The organism is Filifactor alocis ATCC 35896 (assembly GCF_000163895.2).
Classification (GTDB): domain Bacteria; phylum Bacillota; class Clostridia; order Peptostreptococcales; family Filifactoraceae; genus Filifactor; species Filifactor alocis.
Genome location: NC_016630.1, coordinates 1,025,821 through 1,043,172 on the forward strand (window position 1 = coordinate 1,025,821; position 17,352 = coordinate 1,043,172).

Annotated in this window: 8 protein-coding genes; all 8 read right to left on the reverse strand. The window is 33.1% G+C overall.

Annotated features, from left to right (window positions below):
- Window positions 1-319: 319 nt before the first annotated feature.
- The 8 genes from HMPREF0389_RS04565 to HMPREF0389_RS04600 all read right to left on the reverse strand — a co-directional run bounded on the left by HMPREF0389_RS04565 (window position 320) and on the right by HMPREF0389_RS04600 (window position 17,328).
- Window positions 320-1,138 carry a PepSY domain-containing protein gene (locus HMPREF0389_RS04565; RefSeq protein ID WP_014262517.1) on the reverse strand — a complete coding sequence of 273 codons (819 nt, stop codon included), beginning with the start codon at window positions 1,136-1,138 and terminating at the stop codon, window positions 320-322.
- A gap of 66 nt (window positions 1,139-1,204) precedes the next feature.
- Window positions 1,205-1,936, reverse strand: a complete 732-nt coding sequence (locus tag HMPREF0389_RS04570; protein ID WP_014262518.1) for a TraX family protein — start codon at window positions 1,934-1,936, stop codon at window positions 1,205-1,207.
- An 878-nt stretch (window positions 1,937-2,814) separates the two neighbouring features.
- Window positions 2,815-3,930 carry a tetratricopeptide repeat protein gene (locus tag HMPREF0389_RS04575; protein WP_014262519.1) on the reverse strand — a complete coding sequence of 372 codons (1,116 nt, stop codon included), beginning with the start codon at window positions 3,928-3,930 and terminating at the stop codon, window positions 2,815-2,817.
- A 213-nt stretch (window positions 3,931-4,143) separates the two neighbouring features.
- Window positions 4,144-4,761 (reverse strand): DNA alkylation repair protein, encoded by a 618-nt coding sequence (locus HMPREF0389_RS04580; protein WP_014262520.1) that lies wholly within the window; start codon window positions 4,759-4,761, stop codon window positions 4,144-4,146.
- 113 nt (window positions 4,762-4,874) lie between these two features.
- Window positions 4,875-8,609: an nSTAND3 domain-containing NTPase gene (locus tag HMPREF0389_RS04585; protein ID WP_014262521.1), complete on the reverse strand. Its 3,735-nt coding sequence runs from the start codon at window positions 8,607-8,609 to the stop codon at window positions 4,875-4,877.
- A gap of 30 nt (window positions 8,610-8,639) precedes the next feature.
- Window positions 8,640-8,942 (reverse strand): hypothetical protein, encoded by a 303-nt coding sequence (locus tag HMPREF0389_RS04590; protein ID WP_014262522.1) that lies wholly within the window; start codon window positions 8,940-8,942, stop codon window positions 8,640-8,642.
- Window positions 8,943-9,418: 476 nt separating this feature from the next.
- Window positions 9,419-14,104 carry a DEAD/DEAH box helicase gene (locus tag HMPREF0389_RS04595; protein ID WP_014262524.1) on the reverse strand — a complete coding sequence of 1,562 codons (4,686 nt, stop codon included), beginning with the start codon at window positions 14,102-14,104 and terminating at the stop codon, window positions 9,419-9,421.
- A complete protein-coding gene (locus HMPREF0389_RS04600) occupies window positions 14,101-17,328 on the reverse strand; it encodes a hypothetical protein (protein WP_041250803.1) in 3,228 nt (1,075 codons plus the stop codon). The genes HMPREF0389_RS04595 and HMPREF0389_RS04600 overlap by 4 nt, the downstream gene beginning before the upstream one ends.
- Window positions 17,329-17,352 lie beyond the last annotated feature (24 nt).

Consider the following 17,352-nt stretch of genomic DNA (forward strand, 5'->3'; position numbering starts at 1 on the left):
CATGTAATACCTTCAATCGCAGATACCATATAGAAGTAAAATGTAATCAGGATTTATCAATCTAACACAATACATCCATTTTAATATTATACCACAAAAGAGAAGAGCATAGCATATGTTTTATCTCGTTGAAATATTTTTGTAAACATTAGAAAACACTTTGAAATTTTTCAAAAAAAACACCACACCATTTACCGAAAATAATCTGTATATCATTTTTCTGGAACAATGTAAAAAAAAGGGGATTTCATCCCAAACAAATTGAAATGAAATCCCCGTCAAATATACTCTTCTATAAACTTATTCTATACAACAAATCTTAATCGAAGTCTACATTATCCTCTTCATATGACAAAATTTTCCCTGTTGTTGCATCTATCTCATAGTTGTATTTTTTATTCCCAAAATAGAACTGAATATCGTATACTACTCTCCCATCATCTTGATCCAATTCCGTTTTTACAAAACTTACATCAGAAGCCTTTTTTTTGGAATGATTTAATGCGATACTCTTTGCTTTCTCAGCACCAATATACTTTCCACCTTGCGTCTTACTGGGTGCAGTAACAATCACATCATTTTCAAGATCCGTATCTTTCTCAAGAATTCTTCCTGTTCCTGCATCTATCACATAGTCATATTCCTTGTTTCCGACATAGAATTCAACCTCATACACCTGTTTACCATCTTCGATATCAAATTTTGCAGTTACAAATCTTGCATTGGAAGCTTTCACCTTCGCATCATTTAATGCAATGTTCTTTGCTTTAGCAATTCCAATGTTTCCCTGTTGTTTCTTGGTCACTGCCTTAGGAGCAACATATTCAATGTCAGCATCTTTTGACAAGATTCTTCCTGTATATGCGTCTATTTCATAGTCGTATTCCCTATTGCCAACATAAAATTCGATATCATATACTATCCTACCATCTTCTCTATCTAATTTTGCAGTTACAAATCTCGCATTAGAAGATTTTACTTTCGCATCATTTAATGCAATGGTTTTCGCTTTCTGTGTTCCAATCGTACTTTTTACCGTATCTGCAAATGCAGAAAATGGAGCTGACAATAACGTCAAACCGATAGCTCCTGAAATAAGCAAAGCTGAAATTACCTTTGTTTTTTTGTTCGTTTTCATAGCTTTACACATCTCCTTTTGAAATAGATTTTGTTTTATATAAAATGTCGATTAAAATAACCGACTTTAGATATTAAAGTAAAAACGTAACATTCCAAGTATTAGAATATGAACCGGATAGAAAAGATAGTTGAACCACTTATATTGCCTTCCTCTCTCTCCGTTGTATGTCAGCACGATACCGAATCCAAAAAAAGAATAGAGTTCTTTTATAATGGATAGATATCCCAAAGCTGCTCCCAATACCGGTCTGTCATAAAAGATATAAAAAAGATAAGCCACAATAATGGCATGGTAATCATAGTCAAGGCTTAGCGCCATTGCCACAGCGCTACATATTGCTACAACGACAATTGATGCTATATGCCAAACAATTTTATTAGAAATCTTTTCTTTCAGACTGTCAATCACCCAAATCGTAATCAAACATAGCACTAATGTAAACATCATATTGTTCCAATACGGCGAAAAAAAAGTTTTTGATGTAAACATATCAAACGGAACTTCCGATATCATTCCAAATGCTAATAGTGTTATCAAATATCTTTTTCGACTGCTTGTTTTGAAAAAACCTTCTACAATAAAAAAGATAAAGATGGGAAAAGCAATTCTCCCCAAAACGGAAAATAAGTTGGATACATGTAACAACAATCCTTCTCCATTAAGCATAGGAATAATCAAAGCATTGTTTGTATGATCAATTAACATGGATAAAAATGCAATATATTTCAGTTGTGCTCCGTTAAATACTTGAAACTTCTTTAATTTTTCATGTTCCAATCGTTTTGTGACCTCCATCGCATATCCTCCTATATATCTTGCCTTTGATAATACTGTTATACCACGCTTGTGACAGTTATAAACCGATATTTATCAATCGATGTCGTTTTGTGACAATACTCTTTTTCGAAACCTACGCTATTTTCTATTTCGCTTACCCTCTATCGCGGCATTAAATTCTTATTCACAATTCTCCGATTCACTTACCCTTTGTCCCAATATGAAGTTCCTATTCGCAGTTGATACTAAACACTATTTTAAAAGTACATAATTATAAATAAAGAAAAGAAAACATAACAGCATTAAAAAACAGATTTTTATTATAACTTTAATCAGTGATTAGTATTAATCACTCCACACATCTATTCTGCTTATTTTAATTAGTGCATTCAAAATTACGACAGTTCAAACGCTTTTGTATCATATACAGCTATAAACCGCAACATCGCAGTTTGTTTTCGAAAATTCGGAGATGTAAAAAACACCGCAACAAAGATCTGATTTTATCCGTTTTAGAACTACAAAATAAAAAATACGGCAATAAATCATTTGGAAAATCACAAAAGCACCTACGGATGATTACTGTCCATTCCTCTTTCTTAGAATATTCATCTGTTTCACTTACTCTATCTTAAAAATTTTTAGTGATGATTCGCTTTTTGATAACTCCATCAAGCTTATTCCTGCTACTTCAATTGCTCCCATAGGAAATAACATTTTTTCCTGTTGTAGACACTATCATATCATCAAAATTCAATAAAAAAATAAGTTTTAGCATGAAATACAGTACACACCGATAACATGAGGAAACATAAAAATCCCCATTTAACAATAGACATCACTTCTCTTTCCAAGATAATGTCAGGTGTTACATGAGGATTTGTACAATCATGTGATTAAAATTGATGTCTGACACAGTCCACCATAAAGCATACATACTCAGGATACAAAGACAGTTGCAGTTCGGGTTTGGAAACATCTTCCTTAATGCGAGAGATCATTTCTTCAAACTTTCTTTTGTGATTTTCCCATTCTGCAATCGTTTCTTTCTTTTCTTCTTCACTATCATAATAATCATCAGATATCGCTTCTGCTATCATTTTTTCAAAGTATGTTCTGTTCTTTTCTTCCAGCTCAGCAAACTTCTTTTTCTCATTCTTTTGCCATAAAACATAATAATACTGTTCCCAATCCGCTGTATAACAATTACATTCCACCGCTTCATTGCAATAAGTTAAAAACTTATCGTATTCGTCAAGCATATAATACACATCAAAAATTTCATATTCCTCAATAACATCAGTGTCTAACGAATAATTATCATCTTGTCCATCCTTTACCTGTTGCAAGTAATAGATAGCTTTTTCTTTGTTTCCGAGATAAGCCTCACAATAGGCAATACACAACATCAGTCGCATTCGATTCGGATATTTTCTAAGCAAGTCCAAAAATATTTTTTTGGCATTTTCATATTTCTTAAGTTCATATAAAGAGACTGCATAATTGAAAGAATACTCATAGCTTTCATCCATATCTCTTGCTATTTCAAAATGTTTCTTGCTCAATAATATGTTTTTTTCATCTCTACAAAACTCGTATTCAGCAAAATAGTAAAGTCCAAGACCGGCATACGTTTCTGCAAAAGGTGATTTTAGTTCTTCGGCTCTCATCAAATACTCTAATGCAAGCTTAGAATAATCGTTACAAAAAGCAATATTGGTATAAATTCTTGCTTTCTCGCTATCATCTAAAGTATCTGAAAATCTATTTAAGAAACTCTCCAATAATTCGATATAGTTACTGTCACCACATCTAAGTTCCAATTGAACAGAAGCAAGTGTGCATATCACATCGACATCCGAAGGATATTCTTCCTGTCTTTCCAAAAGATAGCTTTCCATTTTTTCAAGATATTCTTTTGATTCCTCAAAATCTTTCAAAAATGGTCTATTGTATTTATTTTCATATTCTTTTTTCAAGCGATACCAATAAGCTTTGATTTCATCTAACATGTTCCCTACTATCCTTTCTGCAACATAAATGTATTACATTGTCTACTTTTTCAGTGATCACTTTGACACTAAAAGTAATATTAGATAAGTCAATACAAACAACTTACAATCACTACTATTCTTAAAAAATCACGGAAATTTGTCACAAAATCTTATCAATGTACCTTTCAAGCCAAGGAATGAAATGTTTAGTTCCCCTGTAAACCGCAATTGTCAACGAATAAATTTACTCGCTAACTTGTACACTTGACTGATTTCCTTCTTTTCTAAGTCCCATTCATTGAGTTCCACTCTGATTAGCTCAGGAAATTTTTTGCTAATATCCCTTAAAGCATTTCCCACCGACTTCCTGACATATTCACTCGTATCATCTTTTAATCCTGCTATTCGTTTGATTGCTTCCTGCGGATGATCTTTAAAATATGCTCTGTTCGTCCATATTCTTAATCCCTCTATCACGGCTCTCCTCGTGTTGGGATTGCTGTTACTTAACCATGTATCAATGATTGGAAGTGATTTTTCATACCCTGTTTTTTTACAAAATTCATCAAATGCTTTCGCCAAAACCTCCTGAACTCTCCAATTAGCATCTTTCGAAACTTTATCTCGCATAAATGTTAAAATATCCTCTTCTTCCGATAGGTATCCAAAAAGAAAGACTCCATACATTCTAACTTGATAAGCGTCAGATTGGAACGCTAACAATGCCAACTTCTTAATGAATTCATCATCATTTGATTTATAATCGGCTAAGGCTCTTTTTTCCTCTTCTTTGAATCCATGTTCTATCAAAGAAAATTCTTTTTCCAAACTCACAATATATTCCTTCAAATGAACTGACCTCACTAGCAAATTACAATTTATTTGTATGTTAAACCATCATGAAATGTCAATTGACTGATAGTTTTACTTATATATTTATACAGTCTTTTTGTATTTATAAATCATCCTCTTAAAATCTCGTCTATCTGCTCCGCTTCGATTTGTTTTTGTAAATCATCAATTTTTGTTTCAATATAGTTTTTATGTTTTATCCACTTTAAACCTATAAAATTTGGTAACAATGATTCGAGAAATTCAATCCAAGCTGAATACATAGGTACTGCACTACCTGACCAACTACAAGAAGTAGGTGTTAATGGTATTTTTTCAAAGTCTTCGAACAACGGATTATTCTTAAGAAAGAGCAATATATACTCTTTTTTTCTTTTGAACTCTAATTTTGACACAACTGAAAATAGGCAATACATTTTTGCTTCATCATTGAAGAATCGTTGAATACATTGTCGAATCCACATATCTTGTCTTTCTAACAGCTTTTTCTCATTTTGCTTTGGCAATAATAAAGATTCTAAAAAATACGGTACTGACAACCTAGAATATTGACGGTTTCTTATCAACTGCTCAAAAATTTTGTTATATATTTCTACAAAATCGTCCAAATCAAAAAAGCAACAATGCTTTTCTTGATGGTCGCTAAAGGAGTCACTATTTATTAAATAATCTATATACTTGTCCAGTATAGAAGGTCTAACCGAATATATTTCCTTCAAAAATTGTCCGTCATAATCATGATGTTTATCATATGACAACATAGCATAGTATATTTCTTCAAGCAATTCTAAATTGCAATTAAATTTTTGAATCACTTCCCTTGGTGTATTATGATGATAATTAAATAACAAGCCAAAATAAATATCCACGATAAAAGAGGAATACTCTTTTTTATCCAAAATAATTTTGCAACCTTCTATTAATGCTAATTCATCTATTGCATTATACTTATCCAGAAAATCTACATCACGCATTGATGATGAGGTAATATATCTGTCAGAAGTATCTTTCAAAAAATCATAAAGCCCTTGTAAATGTTTTTCTGTAATTAATCCCGGCGGTAATTCATGATAATATGCATATGTCCAAGCATTTTTCTGACTATATTCTTCACTAATAATAATTTCATACACTTCTGAATCGGATAATAATGAAAATAAATTGTCTACTAGATGGTATGGATGTAAATTGTTTGGTGTATCGTTTTTGATATAATATTTAATTGCATCAACATACCAATCTGCTTTATCGGAAATAGCATCAAAGGCAATGCCTAATCCTTCACCGACCTCCCAATATGAATGGTTATCTAGCTCAGAAATACCGTTGCAAACATCAATTAACTTCTTAAATATCTGTAAATCACAATTCAAAGTGTAATGATTAATTGATTGCTGCTTTTGTTTTCTATTTTCTTCATAACCAGTTTCTTTATAATCTGGTCCTTTAAGAAGACAATATAATTGAAAGCCCTCTCCTTCAAAATATTCAGAAAACAAGGATTCACAAGAATAATTCGTTCTGCTAAAAACTTGCACTATTTTGTCTGCTAAAAGGCAATTTGCCAATTCATCTGGTGGAAAATTTAACTTCAAAATTAATTCAATATATTTTAAATCAAATTGTAAAATAGGAATGCTTATATCGTCAATAATGCCACCATAAGAACTAAGAATTTCCCTAACTTTTTCTCTATACTTTTCAATTTTACTCAAAGAAGTTAACGATTCCCAAATGAACTCACGATATTTTTCAACACCTTTAGATATAGTTAGTGGAATCTGATATATGGTTATTGCATTCTTTCGTCCTTTCTCCGCTGGAGAAAAATTTAACTTCAGAAATTTTTCCGCTATCTGTAAGAAAACTATTATTATAAATTCTTGTTTCCAATCATTTGAATATTCTATTATTTTTTCAAAAAAAGTTATTTGAGTATAAAAACTATTACGAAAAGAAGCCCTCTGAATACCAAAATATATATTAACTGCATGGTAAAATTCCATAAATAAATCTGGTCGCTTTAGATAATATTGAAAAAACAAATCACAAGCGGTTGGCAAATCAGTCATATCTGCAAATCCACCAAGAATTTTAATGATATCATTTTCCACATGTTGATAATTTTTTCTTTTTTTAGTATCTATATCGATCCATTCACAAATCACTCTTTCTTCAGATTCAATTTCATTTTGCAAAAGCAAAAGTGTTTCCGTAGGATTAATGCGAAAAAAGACTTTTACAAATTCAAAGAAGATTGGCGATTTTTCTGTTGATAATTCATCCCATAATAACTTTATTTCTTTCTCAGCAAAATTTAAAAGTGCCTTATTTTTAAAAATATTAAGTAACGTATTAACAGAAGATACAGTTCTCTCTCTGTAACTTGAAAAGCAAGCTTTAATCATTTTCGACAAACTAAGTAATTTTTTGTCAAAGAAAATATATTTTAACAAATAATTAGACAAACATTGATCAGAAAAACGAACAGCTTTATCATTACAAATATCGACAATCTCCCGCTCGTGAAGCATACGGATATTTTCAATGAAACTATCTCGATTTAACCCTTTTTCCTGTAAAATTGGTAAAAGTGCATCAATATAATCTAAATGAATTGCTTCAAGAAAAGCAATTATACCAGAAGTTATACACAGATTTTTGTCTATAAAAAATTGATTATTTTCTAAATTAGAACCATAATAATCTTCATATAATTGTGACACATCATCAATAGACTCCAAACGATTTGAACTGCATGCTACTTTCCCAGCAAGTATAGCAATACGAGCATTTCCTTCTGCAATTCTTATAATTCGTTCTTGATAGTCTGAATTCAAAATGTCCAATGAAGTTTCAAGTAATTCCTTAATCTCATTCTCTGAAAACACATTTACATTCACAATTTCATAAGAAGTGATTGCTCGAACATCGTTTATCACTTTTTGAAGTGCATAATCCCTTACTGTAATAAGTATTTTTACATTATATCCCTCTGGTTTCATACTAACGTATCGGATAATATGCTGCAGTCCTGACAATTGATTGGCATCATCAATAAAAAGAAAATAATCTCCTGGTCTATCTAAAAAAAGTTTTAAATCCTCGTATATTGGTAATGCATTACTATGAATACAGTAAGTCTTTTCATTCTTAGCATCTGCATGATTTTTTACATAATGCAAAGCTAAACGTGTTTTTCCCGTACCTGATGAACCACTAAGTATAACAACATTCACTTTAAGATAAGCATTGATGATATCTTGAAATTCTTTTTCTCTGAATAGAAATTTAGTGTCAATTGGAGCAGCCATTCTATTTGCATTGTAACTATTAATAAATTCATCATATGATTGAATTTGATCTGTACTTATTGATATTCCCAAAAAATCACGTGAAAGATTATGATGGAAAAGATATATATCTTCTGCAAGCTTATCAATTCCAATAATTACAAGCTTAACTCCAACATCTGCACACAGTTTTTTTACTTCACTATCTTGAAAGGGTGTAAGGTTTGATGAAGTATGACAATAAATAATTTCAGAGATTTTGTCATATGGAACACCTGTCTTTGCTGTATCAAGACATTTTTCAAGGTCATCCCTAATTTTTGCAAATAAGTTTGTCCTCTGAGTTGTGTATTCAACAAAAACATACTTTCCATTTGATGCAATAAAATATGTATCAGGTGTACCTGAAGTGGTCTTTCGTGTACCTGCTTCTCCACCAAGAGATACTATACTCGGATAGCCCGTTTTATATAAATAAGAATCACAAAGATTTTGAAATGAACCTGCATCCAGTTGTAGTATTTTTTGTTTAATACTTTCAATATTAGCCACTGTCTATAATCCCCCCCTATTGTTTTAATATTACAACATCTTAAAATTCTTCAACGCATTCAAAATAGCTTCTTCCTTTTCAATTGAGCACTGTGGAACTTTCTGGTTCTCGTTCTTTGGAATATTATAGTGTTCCCTAACTTCTAAACCATGCTTTTTCTTAACTTGTGCAATGTACAGAGTAGATACTTTAAACCTAAACTTTTCCAAAACATAGTTTTGAATTTGTTTATATGTTGCCTTACTTTCAGCACTTATTAAATCCATATCATCCATCGTAAGTTCTACACTAATATATTTCTTAGAATCTAGTTTGCAGTAGCACGCAGCCAATCAAACTTCACCTTGCTCGTTTTCTTGGGCGTGCCTTGCATAGGACGTACATCTGCTTCTACTTCGCTACTTTGTAGCTCGTACAAGCAGTGTTACGCATTCCACATGGCTCGATACGACTGCATGAATGTCATATCAAGCCGGTTGTTTACGGAAACATATCCATAAACTATTCAACGTTATAATCGTTAAATAGTGAACCCACCCTTATCGAGATTCTGTGTTTCTCCCACACAAATTGGAAGTTAACGATTCCAAACCATTAAAAATTCCTTTTCTCCCGGATTGCATTGTTTCTTTTACAAAAACACCCGCAATATAGTCATTATCCAATCCGATAAAATCCATCTATCTGCTTTGTACTGTCATCTTCATGCACATATATTTCTGCATGAGGCAACATCATCAGATACAAGAAGCTGAATAATACATTTTGCTTCCAAAACACGCTCTCCCTTATACCTATAAAGACTGTTTTAAGGTCTAACACCTATTTGTCTCAATAGACTTTCAATGAAATCACGAGCATACTTGCGTTTTAATTTACTGTGATTTGCTTGGTTGTAATAGTTTCTAAGGCAGTTATAGCAAGAAGTGTTTTCATCGCAACATTGTTGTGATACTTTCGCATATGCTGCATTTAAAGATGTTATTACAGCGTTCTTCTCAACCAGTCTCTTAACATGACCTGCTCCTCCTGGAACATTGTCATAGATCAAAATATCATAGCTATGCTGCTCTAGGTTCAGTTCAAGAACACCCTCTATGTCATTTCTCTCAACCCCAAGTCCAATACTTATTCCTTCAAGAAATGCATACATAAATGACAACGCAATTGCATAATCTTCCTTCGTAAAGGATCCTAACATAGGAATAGTAAATCGAGCTACATCTGTTTGGAATCTATGTCCAAGCTTAATTTGAATAAGTTCTTCACAAGAGCAATCAAATTGCCTGTAATTCTTGTGTTTCTTTAATGATGTAGGTGTAATTACTTTTCCTTTTACTATGTCGCTATATCCACATACTGGACACATATTGAATGATGACTTGTTCATGACAAGGAGCTCATCATTGGTGGTTGTCTCAATGGTAATAGCATTTGATAAAGAAACAACATTCTCATCCTTTATACCACCACCAAGATATGATACTTCACCAGCATATGACCTTTTTGGCTTCGCACGAGTACTTTCTTTCGTGATACCAGTTTTAAATCCGTTTACTGGTTCAATATAAAATTCTTGTACCACTGTACCAGGAGGTTCTCCACAATACTTGCACTCATTTCCAGTTCTTGTACTTACAGACACATTTATCTTTTTGCAATTAGGACAAGTGCAGAAATAATTTCGTGGATATTCTCCTGTTTTAGGTAAGGAAATATACTTTGAAGTATATTTCTTGCCATCAACAATGATTTCTGAATCCGGAGCATATTCTGATATCGCTATTTTTAAATCGCGACTCAAATCATAGCTATTATCCAGAATACCTTCTTTATATATTTGCAATTCAACAACATCAACCGGGAACCCATATTTAGGAATGACACAGTACTTTGAAAGTGAATCAATTACCTTTTCCTTATGCAAATTCTCAATTTGTCTTTGGTAATAATCCGCTTCCTTATAGTTTTCTTCTGTTACAGCTTCCTTTTTCGCCTTCTCATACTCTTCTGCAATGGATTTAATTGTTGAAACAAAATGCTCCATCTTTTCATCATTACCTTCGATTTCATCAAACCATTTAAAGTTGTGATAATCTTGATATACATCCCCAGGGAGTATTTTCTCGTTGATATAGGTATTCAAATCACTCGGATGACTTGAAATATAGCTTTTAAACTCCTCTAATGCTTTTCCAAAGACTAATTCATCAATACTGCTGAAATAATCTGGGTGTAGTCTAAAGAAGAATCCTAAACATGTAGCCATCAAATGACGAACGATTATCTTATGATTTACTACATTAAAATATGGTGGCTTAATGACACCAGAAATCATTTTTTCCGGACTACAGAAGTATGTATAATCATGAGATCCAGTCCCACAGTATGTCAAAATGTATGCTGCACTATCTTTTCTTCTTCCTGCACGTCCTGCACGCTGAACATAATTCGCAGGTGATGGTGGTACATTTCGCATAAATACTGTTTCAAGGTTACCAATATCAATACCCATCTCAAAAGTTGTTGAACAACTTAAGATATTGATTTTTTTATTTTTAAAGTCTTGCTGATATTGCTTTGCCTTCTTTCGATCAAGCTGAGCAGTATGTTCCTTAACAACAATGCTTTCGATTTTCTTTGTCTTATATTGTCTTCTGTAATAATTCGTTGCAAGCGCCTCATCCAGATCTACTTCACTCAATGTGCCATCACATTTATCCTGAACACACTTATTATGGACATTATATGGAGTCAAACGACCACACTTAGAGCAAATATAGTATTTTGAGGTCTTATAATTCTTAACTACATACTTACTTGCTTCAATTTGATAGCATTCCTTAGTTTCATGCTTCTTAAACAATTCACCCGCAACGGCCAAGTTGTTAAAAACAACCTCCAACAATGCTTTTGCTGATTCTTCGTCACAGTCACAAACTTTCTGAACATAACGAACAACCATATTATCCTTTCCCTTTACAGGTAAGAAACTTCTAACACCATTTATTGTCTTAGGGCAATTGAACATTACGTAGTTATCAAATCTTCTATATTCCAAAGCTTCCATCTTTTCATCTGGAGTTAATGTTGATTTGATCGAGTTTATGGCAGGTGCAACTTTGAATATACCAAATACAACCTGCATAATTGTTTCCAGGTCCTTCTTTGTAATGTTATATTCTCCAAATTCAGCTTCAACGTCCTCTTCGTCAACTTGAGACATGATGTCAGTTAGATCAACATCAAAGAAATACAATCCTAAACCTTCACCATCATTCGAACCATCAACCTTTAATAGATCAACAAGTGTTGTAATCCAAGCATTTTTATGTGCACTTAAATCATTTTGAAATAAGTTACCTTCTTTAATCATTCCCGAAAGAGTTGCAGTAAGCTGATCTACAGAAATAGTTCTATATTGATTATCTTCAATTACTTTCCAGATCAGTCTTTTCTGTAGCATTCTAACCTGGTTAGAATCCAAGAAAGCTGCTGAAAAGCTAGCTTGTTGACGACTATCGGAAAATGCCAAAAATTGCTTTACATTTGACGTCTCTGGTTCTGATTGAATGCTTTCTTTTCTCTTCAAAGACAGTTTACCAGTTTTCTTTTTAGTCTCTGTTACATCATCAATTGCTTCATACAAAATCTGAGCAAGTAGTGCAGTTCCCTCATCTTTTCCTACATTCAAACTCTTAACAACACCTGCTCTTGCTTTGTGACCGCAGCAAGGGCACTGATTTATATTATTGAACGCCGTTTCTTCTCCATCCTTCTTTGATTGGAGAACTTTAAATATAGAATGTTGAAAGATGTCTCCGCAATTACATCGGCGTGCATTTAAATTTCCTGCAACATGAATCGCACCACACTTTGAACAAACCTTATACTCTTCAAGGATATCGCGGTCAACTTCCTCTTCATTTAATTCATTGCTCAACAAGAAGTAATCAATGCTTACAAATTCGTTATTTCCATAGTTTTCATAAATATCAACTTCCTTGTTCTGATAGAGATGGTCAAGCCCATCACCTTCATTACGCTGAATCTTTCCGATTATGTATGGTGAATTACAATATCTACAGTTTCCAGCTTCGAAAGCCTTTAAATCACCAAGCATATTGGTTTTAGTAAGGCTTAATTGTGGATTGTTTCCAAGAGTGATGTATGCACCAGCTAATGGGCGCACAAAAGAATGGTATTTCAGATCAAAAATACCTATCCCGTCTTTTTCTGCCATGTTGATGAGATCAATCAAATCTATCAACTGTTCAGATGTTATTTGATTATTAAAGCTAGCAAGAATACTTTTAAAGCTCTTACTTCCATCTTTTAATATTTCATATAGATGGAAGACGTTTCTATCACCTACAAACAATTCATACAGGTAACTCTTCAAGTCCATTGAATCTACGTTTTTGTATCTATTTCCAATGGTTCTAACCGTCTGTATATCATTCTTCGCTTTCTTTATTTCAGAATAATCCCCTGCATCAATCGTATAACTCAGCTTCGAACTAGATAGTAAAATTCTTTTAGAGAAGATGATATCTTGAATATCAAAATTTGCAGATGTAAGGCTTCTATCAAAATTTACGATCTCACTTTCAGATTTGCCTTGTTCACCCAACGTAGCACTGGTTAGAATAAAGCGTGGTTTATTTGGAGCCAATCCTGTCAACCTACGAATCAACAATGATAATTCGATTCCCAATGAGCCATAATACGAATGTGCCTCATCAAGAACAACAAACTTCCAGTTATTTAACCTCTCTGGAGCAAAGATTGAATAATCATTTGGCCTGATCAATAAATATTCCAGCATAGAATAATTCGTGAACAACAAATGTGGTGGATTCTTTCTAATTTCTTCTCTCGAAACCAATTCATTCTCAGGGATGAAAGTATCATTCTCTGCACCATATTTCTCACGATAATTCTTAGGAACGCTTTCTTTCGTTTCCCCTGTAAAGAATCCATACGTAATTTCAGGACACTGTATGAGTATTTTTCTTACTCGATCAATCTGATCGTTTACAAGAGCATTCATTGGATATAAGAATATTGCTCTAACACCAACTTCCATATTACCTTTTTCTACATCAGACATCAGTTCATTTAGAATTGGATACAAGAAACTCTCTGTCTTTCCTGAACCAGTACCTGTTGTAATAATTGCGCTTCGGCCAGAGCAAATACGCCTAATACTCTCTTCCTGATGAGAATATAAAGGCCTCTCAAAATTCATATCTCCCAATCTACGAAATGATTTACATACTGCACCATCTGCAATCATTTCATCCAAGGACATTCCTCTTTTAAATGGCAAATTCAAATCGACATAAGGCCCCTTAAATAAATCTTCAACTTCCAATTGTTGCTCAAACAATTTTTGTAACTTTGGAGTTTTAAATTCAAAAGAAGACCTAAGATATTCTTTATACTGACTATTTATGTATTGAGATCGTTCAATAGGATTTCTCTTGCTCACACTGATTCAACTCCCTTCATATCGATATTGTAAGAAAAGATATCAACAGCTTTGCCATCGTCCATCGAATTCATAATTCCATGATGATCGAAATCAAGCAACAGCCCATCTCCATCCTTAGTAATAGATAATTCTATCATTCCATCTATAACATCACTGCAAATTTCAATATCAACGGGATTTATGTTATCCAACATAAACGCACCATTGTATGTTCTTACATATACTTCACCTATATATTCATTTCCACTTATCATTTCTTTAAAATAAACATATGTTGTATTAAAGTAATGTCGCTTTCTTAGGAACTCTCCTCTGACAAACTGATCAAAGTAAACTTCCTTAATTTTGAAGGATTTCCCTACAAAATCTTCTCTCGCATAAAAGACGATTGGAAATTCCTTTAAAATGTGTTCTTTTTTGAGCGAAAGTCCTCTCTCTTTTTCAAAGAAAATCACTTTATAGTTTATAAAAGATGATAAGTCATATACATTCTCTTGAACTTCTTTTTCCAAAGCAGAACTTGTATATACGACATTATCCTCATCATCAATTATCTTAAACCTAATATTCCCTTGTCCGTAAAAGCACGGCGTGACAACAAGAGCTTTGTCTTCATGACTATAAATAACCGTTGTTTTATCCTCATCAAGAATACATTTGTTGTAACACCAGATTCCCTCATGAAAGCGTTCTTCTGCAACCAACACTATTCCCACGCAATCATAATTCGACTTATATGACAGTAAGAAGCCTGCAGAGAATCTGCTAAATACTCCTTCATTCTTAAGCCCAGGTGCTTCTTCGATTTGACCAGCACTGGTTAGTAAACATATTTTGTCATATTTGCATCCATACAGATCAATTGAACTTTCCTGAGTAATATCACCGATCCAAATTTCTTGTGAAAATGGTCTCCAATCTCCATTATCAATCCTGTATAACGGGAATCGGAATGGAACATAATAAATATATTCCTGATTATTCCAATTTAACTTAATCCAGTCTTCTCTAAAATCCTGAATACATATCTCATCAAAAATTGGTTGTGACATCAAATCAGATTCCACAGAAACAATATATGAATTCTTGTTGTTCTCAACCTGTTCAACATGAAGGTTTTTATCTATAGCAAATTGAGTACGTAACACACTGATTCTTTTGCCAGAATGTAACGCATTCACTCTTAGCTGATAAATTCCTGAATCTAAACAATCAAGTTTTAGCGAATACTTATTGATTCCTTTTCTTTCAACTGTAGAATGTTCAAAAGCATCCATTTTATACGAGCGCTGATTAATTTGGATTTCAAAACTACTGTCCGTAAACTCACTTTCAAAAACAAGGAATACCTCATTTTTAAATACTTCAAACTTGCAATCAGCCTGCGCAACGAAATATCCATCATATTTTTCACCAAACACACCAGGACGGATCATCTCAGAAAAATTGAAAACTTTATTATCGACAAGAACAGCATCTCCCAAGTGTGCACTATATGAAGATAGGCAATATGACTCTCCTGAAAAATACAAATACAGCTTATCAACCTTACTCTTCGTACAGAAAACAGCTGTTCCAGAATAGTCTTTATTATTTGCCTGTTCCTGCCCTCTCTCATCAAATACAATGAAGTTACGATGCAATCTGGTTTTGCTCTCATAAATCACTTCATTTCCTGCTACCAACTGATAAACAATTCTTCCAAGTGGATTAGAAAGTTCAATTGCAGGATTCTTAATCTGATACCCACCAATGATTTCACGGATATCTTCTACATAATCATCATAAATGACCTTTTCCTCATTCTTAACAATGATTCTGATATTTCGAAAATCATATGTAGCTTTCACGCGATGAATCGGAGGAACTAAATAAACCGTATTCCCATTCAAAACATATTCTGGTTCCCAACGCGATCTTAATTGTTCGGATTTGCTTCGATGTCCATACTCTTTTTCTCTATTAATTGTTGAAAGCCATTCTTCATATCCTCTTTTCAAATATGGATTGTAAAGAACGTTATCCTTGTCCCAAATATATTTATCAATCAGTCTAACAATAATGATACTAAGCTTAATAACTGCATCGTTATATACTGGATTAGTAATCAGCTGCTTTGTTGATTTAATCAATTTATATGTTTTCTTCGTTACATTAACTTGAAGTTCGTCACTTTCAGAACGCATTACATTCTGCAATCCATCATAAACAAACCGAAACTCACCATATAAATCATCAGGCAAATCGCTATCAAAATTCAACTTATATATGTCGTAGATAAACTCAAAGAATGCCCCCAGATAATAGCTTGGTACAATAGATCCCGCTAATACCACATTGATAATACGAGTCTTTGTTCCTGTTACATCATCCTTTATTCTGTACTTATTTAATAACGTTCGAATAAGCCCTTCTACCTTTTGTTCTGAATACCGCTGGTACAAGTTCTTGTAAGTTTTTCTTACGGATTCATAAAAAGCTCCATCATAGTAGAGCATGCCAATTAAAACAAGAGACACAAATACAATTTCAGGATCATGGACATAGGTACCAGAATACGAATTTAACGCAATGCCCAGTTCCCTCTCTGCACGGTTATGAATAATATCTATTGCTTCAGCATTATCCAATAAATCAATCAAATCAATGCCGAGATTTTTTCTTTCTTTGACACAGGTTTTTAAGTACCCTATTTTCGTTTCTATCTGCGCATCGTTTAATCTCTTTTTGAGTATTTCTAGAAGTGATTCTTGTTCCGCCTGAGTAACAATACCATCTTCAAGTATCTGATCTATTTTTTCACAGATGATTTTAGAAGGCTTATGATCACGAATGAAGGATTCATTAGTTCTCATCCATTCCTGCAAGCGACACACTTCTTTTTCATTGATTTCATTGTCACTGATAACGCCTTCAATGATTCCATTAAGTTCATAAATCTTCGCAGAGAAATCAGTTTCAAGAGCTGTATATTGACTACAATTATCTATAAGCATTTCTCGTTCTTCATCTGTGATGATTCCATCTTCAAGCACTTGTTCTACCAGTGAAATTAATCGAGCTTGCCTAGGCTCGTAAGATAAGTTCCTGTTCTTTTTTACCCACGAAGATAATCCGGCTACCTCTATCTTATTGATAATACCGTCGTAGCTAATGCCGTTTATTATTCCTATTAACTCATTTATATTACGCATCATCAGCTTGTGTGGTATTTGCTCCAAAAACTACCACAGCTCTCCTTTCAT

Excerpts from the sequence above, each read along its gene's own strand:
- HMPREF0389_RS04565 (WP_014262517.1), bottom strand. The coding sequence starts at position 1,138 with ATGAAAACGAACAAAAAAACAAAGGTAATTTCAGCTTTGCTTATTTCA.
- HMPREF0389_RS04570 (WP_014262518.1), bottom strand. The coding sequence starts at position 1,936 with ATGGAGGTCACAAAACGATTGGAACATGAAAAATTAAAGAAGTTTCAA.
- HMPREF0389_RS04575 (WP_014262519.1), bottom strand. The coding sequence starts at position 3,930 with ATGTTAGATGAAATCAAAGCTTATTGGTATCGCTTGAAAAAAGAATAT.